This is a genomic window from Robertkochia solimangrovi, from assembly GCF_007279655.1.
In the GTDB taxonomy this organism is placed as follows: Bacteria; Bacteroidota; Bacteroidia; order Flavobacteriales; family Flavobacteriaceae; genus Robertkochia; species Robertkochia solimangrovi.
The window spans coordinates 99,922-123,489 of sequence record NZ_QKWN01000004.1 but is presented as its reverse complement, the minus strand read 5'-3'; the positions used below and the strand labels follow the sequence as shown (position 1 = coordinate 123,489).

At 39.7% G+C, this 23,568-nt stretch carries 12 protein-coding genes; 5 read left to right on the top strand and 7 right to left on the bottom strand.

What is annotated here, in order from left to right; all coding sequences use genetic code 11:
* Window positions 1-7 precede the first annotated feature (7 nt).
* The 6 genes from DMZ48_RS07150 to DMZ48_RS07125 form a co-directional block, all read right to left on the bottom strand.
* Window positions 8-1,180: a glycoside hydrolase family 53 protein gene (locus tag DMZ48_RS07150; RefSeq protein ID WP_143954445.1), complete on the bottom strand. Its 1,173-nt coding sequence runs from the start codon at window positions 1,178-1,180 to the stop codon at window positions 8-10.
* A 97-nt stretch (window positions 1,181-1,277) separates the two neighbouring features.
* Complete coding sequence (locus DMZ48_RS07145) at window positions 1,278-2,426, bottom strand: SusE domain-containing protein (protein ID WP_143954444.1); 1,149 nt, start codon at window positions 2,424-2,426, stop codon at window positions 1,278-1,280.
* 18 nt (window positions 2,427-2,444) lie between these two features.
* Window positions 2,445-4,046: a RagB/SusD family nutrient uptake outer membrane protein gene (locus DMZ48_RS07140; RefSeq protein ID WP_143954443.1), complete on the bottom strand. Its 1,602-nt coding sequence runs from the start codon at window positions 4,044-4,046 to the stop codon at window positions 2,445-2,447.
* Between the two features lie 10 nt (window positions 4,047-4,056).
* On the bottom strand, window positions 4,057-7,035 hold the full coding sequence (locus DMZ48_RS07135; protein ID WP_242009145.1) for a SusC/RagA family TonB-linked outer membrane protein: 2,979 nt from the start codon (window positions 7,033-7,035) through the stop codon (window positions 4,057-4,059).
* 260 nt (window positions 7,036-7,295) lie between these two features.
* Window positions 7,296-11,354 (bottom strand): hybrid sensor histidine kinase/response regulator transcription factor, encoded by a 4,059-nt coding sequence (locus tag DMZ48_RS07130; protein ID WP_143954442.1) that lies wholly within the window; start codon window positions 11,352-11,354, stop codon window positions 7,296-7,298.
* An 80-nt stretch (window positions 11,355-11,434) separates the two neighbouring features.
* Entirely contained in the window at window positions 11,435-12,136 is a 702-nt protein-coding gene (locus DMZ48_RS07125) for an NUDIX hydrolase (protein WP_143954441.1), read from the bottom strand.
* Between the two features lie 138 nt (window positions 12,137-12,274).
* On the opposite strand from DMZ48_RS07125, the gene galK reads away from it, so the two are divergent.
* From galK to DMZ48_RS07100, 5 genes are all read left to right on the top strand, one after another.
* Window positions 12,275-13,399 carry a galactokinase gene (gene galK / locus DMZ48_RS07120; protein WP_143954440.1) on the top strand — a complete coding sequence of 375 codons (1,125 nt, stop codon included), beginning with the start codon at window positions 12,275-12,277 and terminating at the stop codon, window positions 13,397-13,399.
* A gap of 1 nt (window position 13,400) precedes the next feature.
* Window positions 13,401-14,447 (top strand): UDP-glucose--hexose-1-phosphate uridylyltransferase, encoded by a 1,047-nt coding sequence (locus DMZ48_RS07115; RefSeq protein WP_143954439.1) that lies wholly within the window; start codon window positions 13,401-13,403, stop codon window positions 14,445-14,447.
* 416 nt (window positions 14,448-14,863) lie between these two features.
* The gene (locus tag DMZ48_RS07110; protein ID WP_143954438.1) at window positions 14,864-16,303 is read left to right on the top strand and encodes a helix-turn-helix domain-containing protein; all 1,440 of its coding nucleotides are present in this window, start codon (window positions 14,864-14,866) and stop codon (window positions 16,301-16,303) included.
* Between the two features lie 846 nt (window positions 16,304-17,149).
* Window positions 17,150-20,434 (top strand): SusC/RagA family TonB-linked outer membrane protein, encoded by a 3,285-nt coding sequence (locus DMZ48_RS07105; protein WP_143954437.1) that lies wholly within the window; start codon window positions 17,150-17,152, stop codon window positions 20,432-20,434.
* Window positions 20,435-20,445: 11 nt separating this feature from the next.
* Entirely contained in the window at window positions 20,446-21,966 is a 1,521-nt protein-coding gene (locus DMZ48_RS07100; RefSeq protein WP_162558677.1) for a SusD/RagB family nutrient-binding outer membrane lipoprotein, read from the top strand.
* Between the two features lie 313 nt (window positions 21,967-22,279).
* On the opposite strand, the gene DMZ48_RS07095 is transcribed toward DMZ48_RS07100, so the two are convergent.
* On the bottom strand, window positions 22,280-23,560 hold the full coding sequence (locus DMZ48_RS07095; RefSeq protein ID WP_143954435.1) for a UDP-N-acetylmuramoyl-tripeptide--D-alanyl-D-alanine ligase: 1,281 nt from the start codon (window positions 23,558-23,560) through the stop codon (window positions 22,280-22,282).
* Window positions 23,561-23,568 lie beyond the last annotated feature (8 nt).

The window sequence follows — 23,568 nt, the reverse complement described above, 5'->3', positions numbered from 1 at the left end:
TAATATATTAATTATCTTTTGCAGCGTTATAATAGTTCAGACCAATTGTTGCCTGATTGTTGAAATCGAACATAGTTGCATTATCCCAGTGAGACCCCTGACCCCAAAGTGTACTGCAATCAGTGGAGACCCAGGCAGGTTCCCAGTAGATCAATCCTTCTCCGCCACTGGTGGCTACGATCTCTTTTAATTTATTCATATAATCGAGCTGTCCCTGGGGTGATGCCGGGTATCCGTTGATCAATGCATTATTGTCGAGTATGTTATTAGCGCCGTCTGCATTTTCCATGGTGAACGGATAGGCTGTTTCCACGATCATCAGGCGTTTTTGGTAAGTATCGACCAAGGTCTTTAAAGGAGTACCAACATTATTCAGATCATATTCGGACCAAAGTGGATAATAGGATAAACCGATCCAGTCATAGTTGGTAACCCCATTTTCGGTTGCTTGTTCGAACCACCATAAGGCATTCTCCGGTTGAGCGATGTGAAGCATAACCTCAATATCTGTATCCAGTTCTTCGGATATATCACGAACCGCTTTAAGTCCCTTATTGATCAGGGAGGCATTTCTTTCCCAGTTTATAGGCCATTCCAATTCACCTTTTTGAAGGATCATACCATTGATCTCATTTCCAACTTGAACCATTTCCGGTAAAAGTCCTTCGTCATTTAAGGTTTTTAAGGTGGAGTAGGTGTATTCATACAGTTGATTTCCGAGTGCTTCAGTATCATCGATATTGGATTCCCAGGCTTTAGGGATCTCCTGTTTTTCCGGATCTGCCCAGGAGTCGGAATAATGGAAATCCAGTAATACATTCATGTTTTCTTCCTTGGCTTTTCGAATAGTACGTTTGACATCATCCAGATTGGAATATTCAGTCCAGTCAGGGTTGTTCCATAATCGTACCCGAACAAGATTTGTACCTGCTTCAGCGAAGATTTTGTACGGGTCTTTTACAACACCGTCCTGATCTTTATATTCGGCACCACAATCTACCATTTCATTGACATAGGACAGATCCGCTCCGTAGTAAAAATCTGGTTTTTCGTTTTCTTCAACCGGTGTTTCCGTTTCGGGTTCCTCACCTTCATCAGGAGTGCTTGGTTGTTCATTATTGGAGCAATGGCTCAAAAGTATTGTGCTGAAAAAAAGTATTAAGAGTCTCATTGTTTTCATAGTTTTTAAGAGTTTGTAAGTCAGCTGATATCAAAGAATGATGCCGGATTCCCGGCATCATCCATGAACAAGCTAACTATATGAAAATCTGAAATAATCATTCAAGTGTAAGTGTTTTTTCGATCATGTTTATAGTCATGGTATAATTGCCGGCATCACCTGCAAAGGTAAAATTACCATCGTTATCTTCCGCACTGGCAAGTCTGGAATCAATAGTATAACCCTCATCATCAAAATAGCTATACTTAAGGTCACTTCCCCAGTCGCCGTTAATCGTGAAAAATCTGAAAATACCACTGTTGAAATCAAGATTTGCAGCATAGATATACGGGGAAATTTCAGTTAAGGTTACTGCTCCTTCAAAGGTCCAGCTGCCTGGAACTGCATCGCCTACTGCATAGATCGGGGTGGATTCATTCAGTGTGATGGTCTTATTGGTGTTATCGATAATGATTTCATAGATTCCGGGAGTCCCTGTAAATGTGAAATTACTATCACCATCTCCTGAATCAGCCAAATTAGCATCTATTGTAAAACCTTCTTCGGTGAAGTAGCTGTAACCCAGACCAGATGCCCAGTCACCTTCGGTTTCAAAGAATCTGAAATTTCCGCTTCCCATTGTAGCTCTTCCGGTATAGACTTCTCCGTCACATGAAAATTCAATTCTGGTATTCCAATTCCATTGCGCATCAGTAAGAGCATCACCAAGACCATAGATCGAAGGACATCCTGCACCTGGATCAGACTTTTCTACAAATCTCACCGTTAAAGGTTGTACTTCTGAGTAGACCTCTACGGTATTGGCTGCCCCTGTTCCGGCATAGGCATGAAGTCTGAAATAGATCACACCTGTGTCATTGGCTAAACCATTCTCATCGGTTGTATTAGGGTCGTCATCAAGTCCCAGGTCTTCAGCCATATCGATAAGTTGATCGATGGTCACCGCGAGATTAGTCTCATTAGTTGTACCTAAGAGTTCAACTGTTTCAAAAGCTGCATCGAGAGATGCCTCGAGATCATAGGAAATATTCACCGGAGCATCAAAATCGACTTCATTCCAAAAGAAACGTTCGGCAAGGTTCGTTCCGGACTCCTCCGATAATAAATATTCTGAACTGAAGGAATTACTGAATTGAACTCCTTCAGGATCGGGTTGCGCAGTGAATTCAAGTGATTCATTCTTATCACAGGAACCCAGTGACAAGGTGGTAATAATTATACTGAGTGTTAAGACTATTTTTTTCATCAGTGTGTGTTTTTTTAGTTAGTAGCCCTCGTTTTGAGTTAAGTTTGGATTTGCAGCAAGACTTGCACTTGGGATCGGAAATATGGTACGGTTCTGACCTATCGATATTCCACCGGGAGCATTTCCCTTCCAAGACCAATTGTAGGTTCCCCCCACAAATCTGTTGAAACGGATGAGATCTTGTCGTCTGTGACCTTCCCAGTGTAATTCCACCAGTCGTTCGTTTAGTACCAGATCCAGTGAAAGGCTGTTATTGGTAATGTTAACCGGGTTATGGGCTCTGTTTCTGAGGGCATTTATATAATCTACAGCCAGTGAAGAAGAGCCTCCGCCGCCTCTGAGGTTTGCTTCTGCGTACATCAGATATACATCGGCAAGCCTGAACATCGGGAAATCGGTGTCTACGATCTCCAATGCCGATCCGTTATTCCCGGCTTTGGTCTTATTGAACCATTTCCCGATTATATAACCGGTCTCTCTGTCGGAAACATCGGGTATATTGATTGTACGATCAGCAGTGATGAGGGTGTTTCTGTCATCAGTTTGATAGTTACCGGAAATAAAGGTTTCGGAAAACTCCTGAGGAACCCTTATAGCACCATTCCAGCCTCCGGCATTAACACCGAATTGTTCTCCATTAGCTTCCTGTGACCCTACTTGTCCGTTGATGGCAACGGTAGTCGGACCGTAGTTTTGGGTTGTGATACCATCTGAAACAATCGGGAATATGATCTCGTTGCGTGCAGGAGCAGTATGATTGTCGGCCATAAAATTGTAACTGTAGTTGTCGCTTAAAGCATATCCGGCGCCAATAATTTGTTCACAGTACTCCATGCAATCAGCGTATCGGGATACGCCGGTATATACCTCTGCATTTAAATAGATCTTTGCTAAAAGCATCCATGCAGCAGCTTTGTCGGCCCTTGCATATTCATTTTGTAACGGTTCTTGAAGTTGCGGAAGGATCTCCAGTAATTCATTCTCAATATAGTCGAAAAGTTCCTGACGGTTATATTGAGGTGACTGGTAGGCACCTACTGGGTCGTTCTCAGTAACAAAAGGAGCTTTTCCAAAGATGTCCATCATGTGATAATAGGCCAGAGCACGTAAGAATCTTACTTCGGCTCTGTAGACGGAGATCTCAGCCTGTTGTTCACTACTAACCCCTCGTTCATTTAGTTTGTCTTCGGTAGTCTGACGTAAATATTCATTTCCGAAGGCCACCTGGGTCATCACTCTTCCAAAGAATCCTCTTAAGATCACATTCTCTGATGTCCAGGTGTTTCTGTTTAATTCACGCAGACCCGGATCATTTTCCCAGGACCAGATCGCTTCGTCGGTGGTGAGCTCCTGAAGATTCCAAAGGCCTCGTCCGTACTGACTCGTTCCGGCATCCAACCCACTGATATTTGAATTATCTGCTCCATCTGTTCCTGTAAGACTCAGGTTGGCATAAACACCCGCAAGTCCTTCCTTGTAGGATTCAGGTGAGGTGTAAAAATCTTCATCGAGCACAGTATTCGGATCACCGGGCTCTACATCCAGGTCGTTTACACACCCTGCCAGAAGGCAGCAAAGTACGAGGATATAATATGGTTTTATATTAAAAATATGTTTCATGACTTTCATTTTAGAATCTGACATTTGCTCCTATTAGGAAGGTTCTCGGTCTGGGGTAAAGCGTATTATCAATTCCATTTGAAAATACTTCCGGATCCAGGCCACTGTAGTTCGTGATCGTGAAAACGTTTTGTACACCTGCGGAAAGGCGAATACTGCTTCGTTCACTCCAGGTTTTTTCGAATGTATAACCCAGTGTGATATTATCCATTTTCAAGAAGGATGCGTTTTCGATATAATAGTCAGACAGGATTACATCTTCTGTGGTAGTGAATCCGCTTTCCAGCACTGAACTGGGCAGGTTTGCCACGACAGCATTGTTCTGAAGGAGATTGTATTGTGCTCTGGCCGAGTTTACATTGTTGTATACATAGTTCCCAATGTTAGCTCGCAGATTGAATGAAAGATCGAAATCATGATAAGACATATTTGACATAAAGCCCATGGTTACATCAGGGGCACCTTTTTTGAAGATGTATCGGTCATTGCTATTGATCAGATTATCACCGTTCAGATCGGCATAACCCCCTTCAATAGGTTTACCTTCATTATCATAAACCTGTTTGTAGACATAGAATGAGAATGGTGCATATCCAACGCGGTGGATCTGGGCTGTATTTCCAACACCACCACTGATACCACCGACTTCCTGATCCTGATCAAGTGCCAGTTTTTTGATCTCGGTTCTGATGAGTGTGGCATTATAGTTCACATTCCAGTTAAAGCCTTTCTCTTCATTTTTGACAAGGTCTGCATTTATGGTAAACTCGATACCCTTTGCAGTGAAATTTCCAATGTTCTGATAACCGGAATTGCTGAAGTTTGAACCATCCGATATTGCGGCATTAGCCAGCAGATCCTTTGATTCTTTATAAAAGGCTTCTACGGAACCGGTTATACGGTCGTCGTGAAAACCAAAATCTACCCCGGCATTATAGGTAAAGGTCTCTTCCCATTTGAGTTCTTCATTACGAAATTGTGGTATTCCTATACCTATTACACTATCGCCGAATTGATATTGTGAAGCCGGTAACCCACGAACATATCGGGCCAGAAACAGATCACCATTTGTTCTTCCGATGTCCTGTTGTCCGGTGATTCCCCATCCCAGTCTTAATTTTAAGGTGGAAATTGTTTCAGAGTCTTCGAAGAATTCATCCTTGAGCTTCCATGCAAATGCTGCTGCAGGGAAATTACCCCAACGATTCTCTTTGCTAAAACGTGAAGTTCCATCACGTCTGTAAGATAGTGTAAGCAGGTATTTATCTTCAAAGGATAAATTAGCACGGGCAAAGAACCCTATTAATACCAGGTCGGTATCCACGTTCAGAACCGGTTCAGTATCCGGTTGATCATTTCTAAGCTCACCGGAAACATATTGACTGCTTTCAAATTTCTGATAGGAATATCCTGCAGTTGCATCGATATTGAAATTCCCGATATCCTTGTTGTAAGCCAGATAACCATCGAACAAGGTATTACGTTGATAGTTCTCATAGGTAGAGTGGGAACCCTGAAACGTTCCGTCAGGTTGTGTAACAGGGTTTTCATCTGAAACCAATACATAACCATCGGAAGACTGTTCATCGAAACCTACATTGACCACCGCACTCATTTCCGGAAGGAAATGAAACTTATAGTCCAGTTTTGTATTTCCGTAGAACCTACGAACGTTACTGATGCTCTCAGTCTGTAATAATTGGGCAACAGGGTTGAATGGTGCATTTGGTGTTAGATCATTGATATCCAGAACTCCGTCATTGTTTAAATTATAATATTGGAAATATCCGCCAAAGGGTGAATTTTCATCATAAACGGGCTGAGTAGGATCAAAGGTTATTGCATTACCTTCCTGACCTGCGGCAAATCTGTTCTTTTCAAAGGTTGCATTAGCATTGAATGTCACTTTTAAGTGATTGTCATAAAAGTCAGGATTCATGGTTAGTCCCAGGGTACTTCTTTCGTATTGTGAAGTTAGCCGCAAACCTTCCTGAATCGTATGACCCAGTGAAAGTCGGGTGGGAACCTGTTCGAAAAGTGATCCCTGTACAGAAAGGTTCTGTGAAGAAGAGATTCCGGTACGGTACATTTCTTCTTGCCAATCGGTATCAGCATTTCCTAACAGGGGTAGTAATGCCGGATTATTTTCAGAAACAACGTCCCTGAACTCTTCTGCGGAAAATACATCAACCGTATTGGTGAGTGTATTTACTCCGGCTTGCAGATCAAGATTCACAGCCAGGCGTTTAGTTCCTTTCTTAGTGGTAATCAAAATCACCCCGTTTGATGCCCGAGAACCATAGATCGCTGTTGCAGAAGCATCTTTCAATACGGTAAATGAATCGATATCATTTGGATTGATGGTACTGAGTATCGACCGAGAGCCACCGATGGTGTTATTGTCGATCGGCAGTCCGTTGATCACAATAAGCGGATCATTGGAAGCTCCCAGAGAAGCACCACCACGGATCCTGATATTGGATCCTGATCCTGGTTCCCCACCTGTGTTTATCGTTAATCCGGCAACACGTCCACTTAAAAGGTTTTCCGGTGTAACGATGTTCCCCTTATTGAATGATTCAGCGGTAACAGAAGTTATTGCTCCGGTAGCATCCTTTACTTTAGTGGTTCCGTACCCGATGACAACGACTTCATCCAATTGCTGCGAGTCTTCTACAAGTGCAACATTGATTATGCTGCTGGTCGCAGGGCGATCTTCCTGTTTAAAACCGATGTAAGTAAACCGCAGTATTGCATTGACAGTTGTCTTAAGGGTATAATTCCCGTCAAAGTCAGTAGTGGTACCATTCGATGTACCAATTTCCATAACATTGACTCCTGGTAACGGAGTTCCTGTGGCGGCCTCAGTTATAGTACCCGTTACGGTAATATCCTGAGCCTGCATAATCAATGGTGCCAGAAGAAATAGCAAGGCCCATTGCAGATCCTTTCGCATCTTGCGAAAATTTCGAAGTTGATCCTTATTCATGTAATAGCTAGTTTGAATTATTGTGTTTATTGTATGTTATGCTATTCTAAATTGTCGATTTATTAAAAAATTACTCCGATAATTGAGGAATATTCATAACGAGTGCAATTAAAACGTTTGCGTAATAATTCAGGGGTGAGAAATTCGTTAAATAGGGGGTGTTTTTTCGTAGATCTTTCGCAAGCCCTTTAAAAATGGGTCGTATGGAGAATTGATTTCGTTAAAATGGGCGCGTGACCTTTAAAAAAGTTTAAGCGTTATTAATGCTGTTGCATGTATTCTGAAGGATTTTTACCGAACTTTTTCTTGAATTGTTTACTGAAGTATTTTCGGTCTGTATAACCGGTTCTGAAACAGGCTTCAGAAACGTTCATCCCTTTAACTTCAATAAGTTCTCGGGCAGCCTTCAGCTTGAAATCCCGAAGATATTCTACAAGGGTCATACCGGTTAATGATTTGATCTTTTTATAGATCACTGAATGACTCATTCCCATTTCATTTGCGATAAATGTAGCTGAAAGCTCCTCTGTATCCAGATGATTTGTAATGATCTTCGTTAGGTTCTCCAGAAATTGCTGGTCGCTGTTATTTATTGTAAGGGAGTCGATAATGCCCGAAGCAGCGGCAAATTTCTTTCGAATTTCTTTACGGTTGTGAATGATGTTCTTTATTCTTGCTTGCAGAATTATCTCATTGAAAGGTTTTGTGATAAATGCATCGGCACCGGTTTCGAAAGCTTCGGCCTGATGGTTTACGGAGGATCGGGCCGTTAGCAGAATTACCGGAATATGACTGATTCTCATATCCGATTTAAGTGCTTTTGTATAAGCAAGACCGTCCATTAATGGCATCATGATATCACTAATTACCAGGTCCGGCATAAAGGTCAGCGTTTTTTCCAATCCTTCTTTACCGTTCTCAGCTTCGAGAATGTGACAATGGGGTTCCAATAATTGTTTTAGATAGAATCGGATTGACTGATTATCCTCCACCAGGAGAATGGTCTGATCCTTTAAATCTGAAAGATCCGGATCCTGAAGGTCGAATCCTGTTATATCAACCAGATTATAGGGTTTCTCCCCGGTGCTTTCCAGGTACATTAGTTCCTGATTAAAATGGTCCTTACCTTTTCTCAATGTTACCGTAAATATACTGCCACATCCAGGCTCGCTGGTTACCTGAATTCCTGCCTGGTGCCATTTCAGGATCTCTTTGCTGATACTTAGCCCCAGACCAGATCCGGTTTCTTTGATCTTATCAGCATTCTCAGTTTGATAAAATCTGTCGAATATCCGGTCCAGTTGTTCCTTATTCATACCCATTCCGGTATCTTCTACAATAATATAGGCGTGCTCTGAATCTTCTTTCACTTTCACCGTTACCTTTCCTCCGGCTCTGGTGAACTTCAGGGCATTGGAGAGTAGATTGTAGATAACCCGTTCAAGTTGTTTAGTATCATAAAAGAGGAAAAGGGTATCTGTGTCTTGTTCAAAATAGAATTCAATTTCTTTTTTATCAGCAAGCTCATTGAATGACCAGTATATTTCCTTACAAAGTTCAATCAGATCGTTTCTGGATACTTTTATGGGTGAACTCAGATTTTCAAGTTTTCTGAAGTCCAGGAGTTCATTTACCAACTGTAGCAGGTGTTCACTGTTCTTTTTCAGGATGAGCGTAGAAGGATCAGTATTTTTTAATTTTCCTTTGCTGCTTTCCAGAATCCTGTTTACCGAATTTAGAATGAGGGTAACCGGTGTTCTGATTTCATGAGAAACGTTTGTGAAGAACTGTTGTTTCTGAAGGGATAATTCATTGTCTTTTTCATGGGTCATTTTTTCCAGTAGAAGATTTGATTTCATACGTTCCCAGGCGATCGTGTATTTTCGAAAGAGATAAAGTAGCAGCACTGCCAGTAGTACATAACTGAGCACTGCCCACCAGCGGAGCCACACCGGATATTTTACTTTAAGGTCCACTTGAGTATATCCCTCACTCCATAAGCTGCCTTTCTCACGACTTTTGACCTTGAAGGTATAGGTGCCAGGAGAAAGGTTGGTATAAGTAGCAGTTCTGTTATTGCCGATATTTCTCCAGTTTGGGTCAAAATTCTCCAGTTTAATAGCGTATTCCATGTTTGAGGATACCGGAAATGACAAGGCAGTGAAATCGAAACTTATCACGTTCATATCGTGTTCCAAAACGATCTCTTTAGTATTAGAAACAGAAGTGGTTAATATTCCATCCTTAGCAATGGGTACCGAACGGTTAAATAATTTAAAATCGGTGAGCAATACCGGTTTTTGGGTTTCGTGATATTTGAGTTTTGCGGGATCAAAACCAATCGCACCTTTACTTCCACCAAAATAAAGATTTCCGGAAGGATCTTTAAAGACTGAATTTATATGATACTCATCCTGTAAATAAGGGTAATTATTAAAAGTGTTATGTTCATGGTCATAACTGAATATCCCTTTTTTGGTGCTGAACCAAATCTTGCCAGCGTTATCTTGTGTAATTGCGGTTACCGTTGCATAACGCAGTGCCGTTTCCCCGGAAAATCTTTCAAAACTTTTTTTGACAGGATCGAATCGATTAATGCCTTCTCCGGAAGTACCTATCCAGATCTTTCCCTTTTTATCTTTGTAGATGCTTAATATATTGTTACTCGCTATACTTAGAGAATCTCCTTCTATATTTCTAAAAGCGCTAAAATTCTGGTCTTTAAAATCGAAGCGGTTTAAGCCACCGCCAAAAGTGGCGACCCATAGACCGGTTGAATCTTTTAAGATGCCGATTACATTATCACTGGAAATAGCATTGGGATTTGCAGGATTTGCCCGGTAGTTGCTAAAGTCTCCGGTTTGACCATTTTTAAAGTTCAGCCCACCTCCCCAGGTACCTAACCAAAGATTACCTGAGCGGTCTTCGATGATACTGCGTACATCATTGTAGCTAAGTGATTGAGGGTTGCCCGGTTCGTGTTGTATTGATATGAATTTATTGGTTTCGAAATTGCATTCCAAAAAGCCATTTGTGTAGGTTCCTAATAAATATGTACCCTTTGATGTCTTGGTGATACATTGTATAAAATCTCCCTTGAAACCTTGTGTAAGCTCACTGTTGAATCTGCGGATATTTTTATTTAAGGAATCATAAACACTGAGTCCTTCACCATCAAGTCCCAAAAACAATCGCCCTTGTTCTTTGTAGATACTTAAGACTGGAGATGGATTGTCACCTTTAAAATCACTATAGTAAAAATCATATTTAAGGTTGCTGTTCAAAAAATTAATTCCGCTCCAGGCGGTGCCGATCCATATAGTCCCATCTTCATCGACATAAATATCATAGATTCCATTTCCTGAGATAGATGAGGATTGTTGAGGGCTGTGCTGGAAGTTTTCTACCTCATAGATGTCATCTGGTCCTGGGGATAATCGGAATAATCCAGCACCATCTGAACCGATCCAGATCCGGTTGGTTGCATCCTTTTGAATTGCTCTGATAATATCACCCTCCATAAACAGATTGTCATTATCGGTTTTTAGTTGATGGAATTTTTGTTCTTTCAAATTATAAGCTACTAATCCACTGCCACGACAACCTACCAATAGTTCATTCGAATTGAGGAAGGTCAGGCAATGTATAAAGTCGATAAAGACCTCTGACTCAGGAATGATCTTTTCAAAAATCTCGGTATCCGGGTCGAATCTGTTCAATCCGCCACCGAAGGTTCCGATCCATATTTGACCGCTCTCATCAGTGGTCAGCGCCATGATGCTGTTATGGGAAAGTGTGTTCTGTGAGCCTTTCATATAGAAGAAATTGCGGAATTCTTCTTTTTCAGGATTAAATCGACTTAGACCATTCTCTGTTCCAAGCCATAATAGACCATCATGGTCTTCGATAAGGGTATTAATCTGGTTAGAAGGTAAGGCATCTGCAGTTTTAAAGTTATGCTTATAGCTGATAAAATCATCGAGTGTTTCATCATACCGATGAAGTCCACCTCCTAATGTGGTGACCCAGAGGCGTTGTCTGGAGTCAATAAGGAGATCGGAAATATCGTTTGATTGTATTGCACTGTTGGTCTTGTTATAAATACGGATTTCTGTACCATCATATCGGTTTAATCCGTTTTTGGTTCCGATCCAAAGAAAACCATCCAGCTCTCTCACAATACTGGTAACTCTTCCATAGGAGAGTCCGTCTGTCTGATTCAAGTGTCTGAATTGCACATCCGATTGACTCCGGCAAATAAGTGATGTTAACCCGAGTAGGAGGTATAATACGCAACTTATTTTTGAAAGTCGATCCATGCTTCTGACAGTTTTTTCGGGTACATCCAAACGGTGCAATATACAAAATGCGACGCGTATCTATTTATTCCGTTTTTAACTCAGATCTCGAAGTTAATACCTGATTCCTGTAGTTTCAGATAGTTGTCATGATCGAATTTGTAGAGGTAGGCACCTCGTTTGGAAGAGGTTTTGTCTTTTTCTTCCAGTTTTTCAAGGACCTTTAAGGAGATCACTTTCTTTCTGAAATTTCTGGAATCGAGTTTACGCTGATAAATTGCTTCGTAAAGTTGTTGCAGTTGTGGAATGGTGAATTTTTCAGGTAGCAGCTCAAATCCGATCGGACGTCTTCGGGCACGGTCTCTTAATTTTTGAAAGGCATCGCGTACCATTCGGTCATGATCTAGAACGAGTTGTGGAACCGATTCTATATTATGCCAGGAAGCACCATAGTTCTTTACGAGTTCTCGGTCGTGATCATTGATACGGATCAATGCAAACTGCGCGATTGAGATACAGCGATATCCTGGGTCACGTTCAGCCTTACCGTAGGTGTAGGATTGTTCGAAAAAAACATCCTCCAGTCCTGTGATCTCCTTAAGAACCCTTCTTGCCGCATCGTCGACGTCTTCTTCGAGTTCAACAAAGCTACCTATCAACGACCATTTACCTTCGTCAGGTTTTACTTTACGCTTAAATAACAGGAGCTTGAGTCCATCTTCATCAAAGCCAAAGACGATACAGTCTGTGGCCACGTACATTTTATTTCTGGTGTTGTACTGATCTGTGTAACCTGATTTCATGACTGTAAATTTATCGCGCTTTGTTAAATTGAGGTAAAATTTACAAAAAAATAATAAACGTAATTAATACGTTTATTATTTTTGTACCCATAAAACACATACTTAACTGAAATTTTAACTAAAAGAGGTACAATCGTAATGGCTACATTATCAACAACGGAAGTGGTTACAATCGCTGCTCCCGGAAGAATCAACCTGATTGGGGAACACATCGATTACAATGGAGGATTTGTATTGCCGGCCGCAATAGACAAGAAGATCAATCTTGAATTCAGTAAGACTGATTCTGATCTATGCGAGGTATATTCAAAGAACGTAGACAAGAAATTTACATTTTCATTAACGGATGTAAAGCCTTCAGATGTGGAATGGGAAAATTATATACTTGGAGTTGTTCATTTCATTCAACAACTACGTCCGGGTAAACTTGGCGGTTTTAAATGTTCGATCGAAAGCCATTTACCGATTGGGTCAGGGATCAGTTCTTCAGCTGCACTGGAAAGTGGGGTTGCTAAAGGACTCAATGAATTGTTCAAATTAAAACTTTCGGATCTTGAGATCATAACCCTAAGTCGTGATGCAGAGCATCATTACGTTGGGACTAAATGTGGTATCATGGATCAATTTGCGGTAGTAAAAGGGAAGAAGAATAAGCTGATTAAACTAAACAGTGATACTTTGGAATATGAGTATATCACAGCAGACCTTGAACCCTATGAATTGGTATTATTAAACACCAATAAATCTCATAACCTGGCTTCGAGTCAGTATAATGTGAGAAGGCAGGAATGTGAAACCGCTATGGAGATTATCAAAGCGGTGCATCCACAGTATGATCACCTTGCCACAACCCCGGTTGAGGTCATTGATGCATTAAAAGACAAATTTCCGGGTAAATCTTATCAGAGAGCACGTTATGCTGCTATGGAAAATGGTAGGGTGATTATGGCTGCCAATGCATTACATGATGAATTATTTCAATTATTCGGTCAATACCTGTATGAGTCTCATAAAGGATTGAAGGATATGTATGAAGTGAGTTGTGCAGAACTCGATTTCCTGGTTGATTTCTCTAAAAGTCATGAAGAAGTTCTTGGATCCAGAATGATGGGTGGAGGTTTCGGTGGTTGTACGATCAACCTTATCCATAAAGATTATATAGATACGTATATAGGGGAAGTTTCGGAAGCCTATAAAACAGAATTCGGCATCGAATTAACTCCTATCAGAGTTAAGGTGAGTGACGGAGTAAAAAGAGTTTAAAATGGAAAATACATTTAATTCAAAACCTCACAGAAGGTATAACATATTAACGGGAGAATGGATACTGGTATCTCCACATCGTACGAAACGCCCATGGCAAGGTAAAAAGGATAAAAAAGCAGAGCCTGAAAAGGTGACGCATGATCCTGAATGTTACTTATGTCCTGGTAACACGAGGGCAGGAGGGGAGAAGAACCCGGTATACACGGAAACGTATAGTTTCGTCAATGACTTTTCTGCATTGCTAAGTGATGTTGATGAAGAAACGATCAATGATGGTCTCTTAAAAGCGGAGACCGAGACCGGTTTGTGTAAAGTGGTCTGTTTTTCACCCGATCATTCGCTTACACTTCCTTTGATGACAGAGGAAGCGATCACAACAGTGATAAGACTTTGGAAGAAAGAGTATGAGGAGCTGGGAGCAATACCTGGAATCAATCATGTTCAGATCTTTGAGAATAAGGGAGCTATAATGGGATGTAGTAATCCGCATCCGCATGGTCAGATCTGGTCACAAAAAAGTATCCCGCAGGAAGTGATGAAGAAACAGGTGAAGCAAAAGGAGTACTGGGAAGCTAACGGTAGTAGTTTGCTGGGAGATTATCTCAAGCAGGAACTGGAGCTAAATGAACGTATCATTGTGGAAAATGAACATTTTGTAGCGCTTATTCCTTATTGGGCAGTATGGCCTTATGAGACGATGATCGTTCCAAAAAAGCATTATCAGCATATTGGGCAGTTGAATGAGGAGGAACAAGTTGCCTTTGCACAGATCCTGAAAAAACTTACCATTCGTTACGATAACCTTTTTGAGACATCTTTCCCATATTCTTCAGGAATCCATCAGGCACCGACTGATGGTGAGAACCATGATGCCTGGCATTTCCATATGTCATTCTATCCACCATTGTTGCGCTCTGCTGAAGTAAAGAAATTTATGGTGGGCTACGAGATGTTTGCGAATCCACAAAGAGATATTACGGCGGAATCGGCTGCTGATACCCTTAAATCACTTGATGACATTCATTATACTAAGGTAAGCGAATAAAAATCTTAGTAAATCTATTTATTGAATACGCTCTCTTTTTATGGGAACATTATGTTTTAAAGAAAAGTAATGTTTCTATTTGAATAGAGCGTATTTTTTTGGTTTGATAGTTAGCGGGTACCCTGCTATAAGACTTCAATATATTAGACTATTTTATGTGGTTATCGTGTTAAAGCGATATTAAAATCCCTAATAGTTGATGATTTTACTAGGGTATTCTTGGGATTTCTTAAAAACTAAGCGTTTGTGCTAAGGGGGAAGCGGTTATAATTTTTTAAAACTCAAATAATATCATATCTTTACCCTCGCCTTAGTCATGAATTTATATAGATTTGTTAGCTAGACTGATACCGATATACTTTTTGTTTTTACTGGTCATATCACCGGTTTTTGCTCAAGAGAGTGATTTATCATCCATGAGCGGACGTTGTGATATGGAGAAATATGCTATCTACTCTGATACTTCAATTGCAGATTTAACAGCCGACGATACGTATGCATTGGCAAAATGTGAACTTGAATATAAGAATTATCATAAAGCTTATAGTTATTTTCAATTAGCCAAGAAGAAGGGGTGTCATGATATAAAATTAATCGACTTTTATATTCAGGAATGTCTTATTGAAATCGGAAAACAGGATGTTGCTCAAATGCAATCGTTCGAGAATAGTGCTGTGTCTTCCGAACCAATGGATAATAAGGTTAGGGTTCTGATGAAAGACTATGTTTTTTATCTTTTACAACTCGATCTGCTGAATGTACTTTTCATGGTTTCTGCGTTTAGTGCGCTGATGATTGCCCTGGTATTATTACTAAAGTTTTCAAAGAAAAATCGAGGCGTTGTTTTTTTATCACTTTTTCTTATATGTATCGGACAATTCATCCTAGAATGGGACCTGAACTGGGCAAATAATATCAACTATGTATTCGGACAACCTGTTTTTCAGGTATTAGTTTTTATGTGGGCGCCATTATTCTATCTGTATTTGAAATATAAGATGGATCAGGAAACTAATGAAAAGATTCTTTACAGATCAACCTATTTCAAGCACTTCTCCTTGTTTGCGATTATATTGCTGGGCTTTATCTTAAGGAACTTTTTTGAGGATGACCCTAGTCATGGTCTGGCCGCTATACTAAATGGTACTCCTTTGATCTTTATTTTACAGTTGGTCATTTATCAGATTTTATCTATTCGATTATTTCGCAATAACCTCAATAAACTTGTTTTTGTTGAAAGAAGATGGTATCTCACACTGCTTGTATTTTTTGTGGTCTTTGGATTTTCATTGAGTTATATATTTCTCAATTTCTCTGATCATATCACGTCATATGTTTCAAGAATCTTTGTGGCGATCTGTTTTTCTTTATTCACCTTTTTCGTTGGGTTAAGCTTATTATTACGTCCTAAATTGTTTATGGTAATTCGAAATTCAGCGATCATTCAGGCTGATTCATCAGAAGAGGAGAGTAATGTGAAATATAAAAATTCAGGGCTTACAAAAAGTCTTGCTCAAAATCTAAAGACTGACTTGCTTAATATACTCGAGAATGAACGTATCTATCTAGATTCAGAGATCACGTTGAATCAGTTGGCTGAAAAGCTGAATAGTGATCGATATAGCGTGTCTCAGGTAATCAATCAGGAGTTTAATAGAAGCTTTTATGAATTGCTTAATGATTATAGGGTTCGAAGGGCCAGGGAGCTTCTCAGGGATCAATCCGATGATTTTAAAGTATTGGATATCGCTTTTAAATCTGGGTTTAGTAACCGTGTTTCCTTTAATAAAGCGTTTAAAAAGCGTACCGGTAAAACTCCTTCCGAATACGTTCAGGCTATTGCTGATGTAGCCTGACGATACAGTGCAAAGTCATTTTCTTCTCTCACTAATTTATACATATTTTAATTTTTATACCCAATTGGATAGGGATTCTGGTGATTTTACAGATGGTTCAATGCTGGTTGTATATACTGGATCATAATGTATTTTTCTATTTGAATTAACGGGTTGTTTTCGAATGGTTGGATCCTCGGACTTCCTGGCTAAGTATCTGGTTTTTAAATTTCTACTTTTTAATATTCTTATTTTTTTAACGCTGGTATGATGTTTTAAATAATTGTATGCATACTACGTGTTATAGCGCTTTATTCTGAAAATAGTAACATTTGAATAGTTGGCTCTGTTTAGGTGATCGACTTGGGTTTGTTAGTTGGATTAACAGACTTGGCTTTTAATTTATGAACTTAGTTGTCTATACAATAAAGGTTTGTACATGTTTGTGTTTCTCAGGGTTAATTACGGTGTAAATCTGTATAAATTTAAGATTCTTATTTATGTTAAATTTTAAAAATATTATTGGACTGTTAAAAAAATCTTAAATTACACATCTGATAATCGAATTTTGCTTAATTCGGTATTTAGTAATATTAATGCACGATAATTGAAATATTGTTAGTTATTCTTCAAAGAATTCATAGAAACGCTGTAAAATCTAATGTAAACAAGCGTCGGGACTCGTTAATTTAGGTCGGGAATTGCTTTTTTTATTAACGTTCTATTTACATTCGACGCTGATAAATTAGGACCGGAGAAGAGTTTATCCTTTTAAACTTCGTTGTCATTTTATTTGAATTAGCATAATAATAAAAAGCAAATCCGGTCCTTCTTTACAATTAATACTAACTCAAATTTCAATTATTTATGAAAATTAGGTTTTACTTATTTTTACAAGTATTTCTGGTTTCATTTGCAATGATGGCACAGGAGAAGACCATTACTGGTACGGTCACCGACCAGGACGGACTTCCGTTGCCAGGAGCAAATGTTGTGGTTAAGGGTACAGCCAATGGTACCCAAACTGATTTTGACGGTAACTATACAATAGTTGCGTCAGAAGGAGAAATCCTGTTGTTCTCCTATATAGGTATGACACCTCAGGAGAAAACAGTAGGAGCTGCTCAGTCAATCAGTGTACAATTAATGTATGCTGCTGAAGAGCTGGAAGGTGTTGTAGTAACAGCACTGGGTATTAAAAGAGAAGAGAAGACGCTTGCGTATTCTTCTCAACCGGTTTCTTCAGAACAACTGAATATTACCGAGACTACTGACGTTAAGGGTGCACTTGCAGGTAAAGTTGCGGGTGTTCAGATCAATGGTCAGGCAGGTTCTAAACTAGGACAGTCTGGTAAAATTCGTATTCGTGGTGGAATTTCTTTAACAGGTGATGGTGATCCATTATATGTTATCGATGGAATTCCAACAACCGATCCGAATGCAGTGGATATGAGTAACGTTGAAACGATCAACGTTTTAAAAGGTCCAAATGCAACTGCACTTTATGGACAACGTGCTGATGCCGGGGTTGTTCAGATCACTACTAAAAGAGGAAAGCAAACAGACAGAATTGGAGTAGAAGTTACCAGTTCTCTTTCCTTTGACAAAGTGGGGAACATGATGAAGTACCAAAACCTTTATGGACAAGGTTATGGTGGAGATGCCGAATTCGGAACTTTTGATTTCGATGGAGGATATAACTTCGCTGTATTTGGTATTTCCGGAGGTCCTTACCCAGAGTACATGAGAGTTTTTGATGGTCAGCGTTATTTCAATGGAAATGTTTATGCTGATGAAAGCTGGGGGCCAGCTTTTGACGGACAGCCTTATGTGCCATGGTATGCATATTATCCGGACAGTCCTTACTTTGGACAAACAGATACCTGGGAAGCGCATCCTGATAACATCAGAGACTTCTATAACACAGGTACTACCTTTAAAAACATCGTAACCCTATCGGGTGGTGGTGAAAACTTTACTGCGAGATTATCATACACCAATCTTAATCAGGAAGGTATTATTCCAGAGTCAAAATTGACTAAGAATTTCATCAACACAAGTTTTGACTTTGATTTGAATGATAACTTCACAGTTGGTGTTACTGCGAACTATTCTGAAGGTACGATCAATGGTGATTTTGATGATGGATATAGCAACCAGACTACAGGTTCATTTAACTCTTGGTTCGGTCGTAACATCGATGTTAATAAATTAAGAGAATTAAAAGGTCTTACAACTCCTGAAGGCTATTTGGCTTCATGGAATAACTGGGGACTTGATGCTATGGCAGCTGGTGAAGATATCGGAGAAGAAGGTTTCAAAAAAGCAGCTTTCTGGTTTAATCCGTTCGATTGGTTGGATCAATACAAGAATGAGCAAAAAACTACTTCCCTGATCGGTAATATTCACGCTACCTATAAATTCCTTGATCATTTCGAAGCAACTGTTATGGTTTCAAGAAATGATGAGCGATATAAGAGATATTGGGAAGTTCCTTATATGATCCAATATTCTGCAGCACCATCTCTTTATAATGAGTGGGTAAATTCTTTCGGAAGAAGATATGATGTAGATACTGAGGATAATTATAACGGATTCGTTAAGTATGATAATGATTTTGGTAATTTCGACGTATCAGCTATGTTCGGGGGAACCATTAGAAAGAATAACTACTACCGTTTTATAAATGATATGGATAGTGGTAACTCAGATAGTGGAGGACTTATTCTTCCAGATGTGTTTGTATATTCTAACTCAAGAGAATTGTTGACTGCTCAGACTTATGAGTATAAGAAGCAGGTAAACAGCCTTTATGGTAATATCTCCTTAGGGTATATGGATATGCTATATCTGGATGCATCCTTGAGAAAAGACTGGAGTTCTGCACTTCCATCTGATAACAATGGTTACACGTATCCTTCTATCGGTGGGTCGTTCATTTTCTCAGAATTGATCGATAGCGATATCCTTAGCTTTGGTAAGCTTCGCGGAGGATGGGCTCAGGTAGGTAATGATGTGGGAGCGTTAGCTTTGAATCAGGTTTATCCTTTAGGAGATGACCTTTATAATGGAAAAGTGCTTCAATATGACAGAAGTCAATTGATCGATCCAAATATTTCACCTGCATTGAACTCATCTTACGAAATTGGTTTAGATCTTAAATTCTTCCAGAACAGAATTGGATTGAATGCGACTTATTATAATGAGACTCGTGAAGGGGAGATTATCCCGATCACTATTTCTACCGGAACAGGTTATGCTGATTATTTGACAAATGCTGGTGAGTCTAACAGAAAAGGTATCGAACTTGCTTTAGATGTTGATATTTTCAGAAATCCTGACGGATTTAACTGGAATCTTGTAGCTAACTGGTCTACGAATAAATCAGAGGTTATCAGTCTTCCTGGAGATCTTAATTCGATCGACGGACTTTCATCGGGAGGTGCTGATGACTGGGCTTTCGTTAATTTTGTACACCGTCCAGGTGAAGAGTGGGGTCAGTTGAGAGGTAGAGGAATTGCTAAAGATGATGCAGGTAACCCAATCGTACGTGCTGATGGATCTTATGATTATGTTGATGATCAGTATTTCGGATCTGTACTTCCTGATTTTACTGGTGGTTTTGTAAATACTTTCAGATACAAGAACTGGAGTTTAATGGCTGCACTTGATTATCAAAAAGGAGGTAAATTCTTCTCACTTTCTGAAATGTGGGGTGGATATTCAGGTCTGACTGCTGAAACTGCTACAATTAATAATAATGGAAATAATATCCGTGATGCTGTTGCTGACGGAGGTGGTGTGAATGTTGTAGGTGTGTCTCCTGATGGAACTCCTGTTGATACTTACGTTGAAGCAGTTGATTACTTCGGTCAGTTCCAATCGAATTCAATCGCGGAGCCTTTCATTCACAATGCAGATTATATCAAATTACGTGATGTGAGCTTAACTTATACGTTGCCAGGTTCAATGGTAAATGACTTCTTCCAGTCTGCTAGTATTAGTTTCATCGCTCGTAACCTATGGCTTATCTCAGTTGCTGATGATAACGTACATAACTGGGATCCATCTGAAATGTCACAGGTTTATGGTGAAAACGCTCAGCTACCTAGTACAAGAAGTTTTGGTATGAATCTTAAACTAACATTTTAATGACGACAAGAATGAAAAAGTATAGAATATTATTAATGATGTCCGTAGTGATCATGTCGCTAATTTCTTGTGAGACCGTAGATTTTGGTGAGACGAATGATAATCACAATGGACCTTCAGAACTAAATACCGGGGCACTTCTTACTGCTGCGCAGCGAAGATTTGTTACGGTTGGAGGCCGACCTTGGCTTGGTAATCCAAACTTATATGTACAGTACCGATCGCAGCCTAGTTATTCAGATCCATCACGATATGCTGAATCTGCAGTTGATTGGCAAGGTCTTTATGTACAAACACTGATTAACCTTCAGGATATTATTGAAATTTCTCAGGATGAACTTAGCAATACCATGCCAGCTTATACTGATAATGGTTCGATCAATAACCAGATGGGAATTGCCAGAATTATGAAAGTGTTGATCTTTAAGAGATTGACAGATTCTTATGGTGATATCCCTTATACGGAAGCTTTAGCGGGTCTTGAAATTCAATCACCTGCCTATACAGCTCAATCAGAGATCTATGCAGACTTCGTAACTGAATTACAGGAAGCAAGAGATATGATGGATGTTAATGAAGCAGGTCCTACAGGAGACATTATCTATGGAGGTGATGTTGCCAGCTGGAAGAAATTTGCAAATTCATTGTTGCTTTCTGTAGCAATGCAAATGTCTGATGCTAACGAAAGTCTTGCAATGTCAACTTTCAATGAAGCTCTTTCAGATGCAAATGGTGTTATTGAAGCGGTAGAAGAGGAAGCTTGGTATTTTCCTGTAAATGTTTCTACATTGGTTAATCCTTGGACATCTTTCCGTCCTGCTGATTATAACCTTTCAGATTATTTGACCAATTCTTTACAAGGCGTTGGAGATGATTATTCAAATACTGCAAGAGATAGCAGAATTGATATTTTCTCTAATGAGCCTGATGGTACTGGTCTTCCTTATGGTCTTGCAGATTATACTGGAATTGGAAGTAGTGTAAAGATTTCTCTTTATTTAACTGCTCCTGAATCTCCATTCCCATGGTTGACTTCTTCTTATGTTTATCTTAACCGTGCTGAGGCTGCGGCTAAAGGATGGACCAGTGAAGATGCAGAAGCTATGTTGGAGCAGGGTATCCTTAATTCCTATGAGTCTATCTCCACATATTGGGGAAGTCTGAATTACTTAAGCAGTAACTATGTTCAGAGTCAGGGGCTTACTCCGGTTGATATTACCGGTGATGCAGCAGCTTTTGCGGCAGCCAGACTTTCTGATGCAGGTAATGTTGGTATTGAACAAGTAATCGGAGAAGAGAAATGGGCAGCATTATTTTCTCAAGGTTTTGATGCATGGTCTGAATTCAGAAGAACTGGATTCCCATTACTTACACCATCACCAAATCCTTTAAATGCGGGTCCGATCCCAACACGTTATATCTATCCTAACCAGGAGCAAAGTGTTAATAACGGAAACTGGAGTAGTGCAGTAGGTAATCTACTTCCTGCTGAAGACAGAAACACTTCAAGAATCTGGTGGGACGTTGAATAAAAGAGTATATATGTTCTTTGACTATATATATTAATTTGATTATTCGAAGCTAGTAAAAAGCCGGTCTGAATTCAGACCGGCTTTTTTGTTTTCTGTAATAAAGATCAGTGATATGTTAACGAAATGCCCTAACGATATTGGGTTGAATAAGCAGAGTTAAGAATTAAAAAGAATTAAGAATGTAGAATTAGAAGATTTGAACCTTTAAAAATTAGAGTTAACTATTCTCCTTAATCCTTAATTCACGACCCTTAGTAAGTTGGTTTTCAGTATATCAGAAGGTCGGAAATTTTAACCATGCAGTAATGAATTTCTAAAAGAATTCCAGTACCCGCTCCAAGGCCATTCCTCTCGATCCTTTAATCAGTAATGTTCCGTTAACGGGTAGGGATAGATCGTTATTTTTTATAGCTTCTTCCAAAGTTTTGAAATTTGGAAATTTTGAAAGTTCAGTTTGGGTTTTGAAGAAATTCTCACCAACCAGGGTTACCTCATCAAAATGCAGATCTCTGCACAGGTCGGCGATAGCTTGATGTTCGGTTGCTGCTTCGCTTCCAAGTTCGAACATATCACCTATGATGGCTGTTACGGGTTTTTGAGGTTGTTTAGAAAGGTTCTCCAGCGCAGCTTTCATACTGCTTGGATTTGCGTTATATGCATCGAGAATAATGGTGAGTTCTCCCTTTTTAATGATCTGAGATCGGTTATTGTCCGGGATGTAGCCTTCAATGGCCTTGATTATATTTTCGTCTGCTACCTTGAAATATTTCCCGATACAAATTGCCAGCCCTATGTTATTGTAGTTATAGGCTCCGATCATTTGAGATTTGATGTTATTTCCCTGAAAGGAGACATTGACGAATGGATCAGCACCATTAAGTGTAACTGAAACATCCGGTCCGTTATCGCCAAATCCGAATTTATGCGGGTAGTCCCCGGTCTTCTCAACCTGTATGCTGTCTTCTGAATTATAAAAGATAACCTTGTTGTTATTTTTAAGGTAGTCATAAAGTTCGCTTTTACCTTTTATCACTCCTTCAACGCCACCAAAGCCTTCGAGATGCGCTTTTCCGAAGTTTGTGATACAACCATAATCAGGTTGGGCGATCTTGCAAAGTCTGGCGATCTCTTCGAGGTGGTTGGCCCCCATTTCAACAATAGCTATTTCGGTGTCATAATCCATGCTCAGTAAGGTGAGAGGGACGCCTATATGGTTATTCAGGTTACCTTTAGTGGCTACTGTTCTGTATTTTGTTTTTAGAACAGCATTGATCAGCTCTTTAGTGGTTGTCTTTCCATTGCTTCCGGTTAAGGATATGACGGGTATGTTCAGATATTTTCTATGATGTGCGGCCAGATATTGCAGGCTGTGGAGTACATTTTCAACGCTGAGTATTCTTTCATCAGACACCCCGGTGTCTTCGTCGGTTACCGCATAGCAGGCTCCTTGTTTAAGCGCTTCTTCCGCATATTCGTTTCCGTTGAAGTTTTCTCCTTTAAGGGCGAAGAACAATGTGTTTTTTCCAACTTTCCGGCTATCTGTGCAAACTCCGTCAGATTCCAGAAAAAGCTTATGTAGTTCAATCGTATTCATGGATTAAA

Coding starts and splice junctions, on each gene's coding strand:
- DMZ48_RS07130 (WP_143954442.1), bottom strand. CDS start 11,354: ATGGATCGACTTTCAAAAATAAGTTGCGTATTATACCTCCTACTCGGG.
- DMZ48_RS07095 (WP_143954435.1), bottom strand. CDS start 23,560: ATGAATACGATTGAACTACATAAGCTTTTTCTGGAATCTGACGGAGTT.
- DMZ48_RS07140 (WP_143954443.1), bottom strand. CDS start 4,046: ATGAAACATATTTTTAATATAAAACCATATTATATCCTCGTACTTTGC.
- DMZ48_RS07145 (WP_143954444.1), bottom strand. CDS start 2,426: ATGAAAAAAATAGTCTTAACACTCAGTATAATTATTACCACCTTGTCA.
- DMZ48_RS07110 (WP_143954438.1), top strand. CDS start 14,864: ATGAGCGGACGTTGTGATATGGAGAAATATGCTATCTACTCTGATACT.
- DMZ48_RS07115 (WP_143954439.1), top strand. CDS start 13,401: ATGGAAAATACATTTAATTCAAAACCTCACAGAAGGTATAACATATTA.
- DMZ48_RS07150 (WP_143954445.1), bottom strand. CDS start 1,180: ATGAAAACAATGAGACTCTTAATACTTTTTTTCAGCACAATACTTTTG.
- DMZ48_RS07105 (WP_143954437.1), top strand. CDS start 17,150: ATGAAAATTAGGTTTTACTTATTTTTACAAGTATTTCTGGTTTCATTT.
- DMZ48_RS07135 (WP_242009145.1), bottom strand. CDS start 7,035: ATGAATAAGGATCAACTTCGAAATTTTCGCAAGATGCGAAAGGATCTG.
- DMZ48_RS07125 (WP_143954441.1), bottom strand. CDS start 12,136: ATGAAATCAGGTTACACAGATCAGTACAACACCAGAAATAAAATGTAC.
- galK (WP_143954440.1), top strand. CDS start 12,275: ATGGCTACATTATCAACAACGGAAGTGGTTACAATCGCTGCTCCCGGA.
- DMZ48_RS07100 (WP_162558677.1), top strand. CDS start 20,446: ATGAAAAAGTATAGAATATTATTAATGATGTCCGTAGTGATCATGTCG.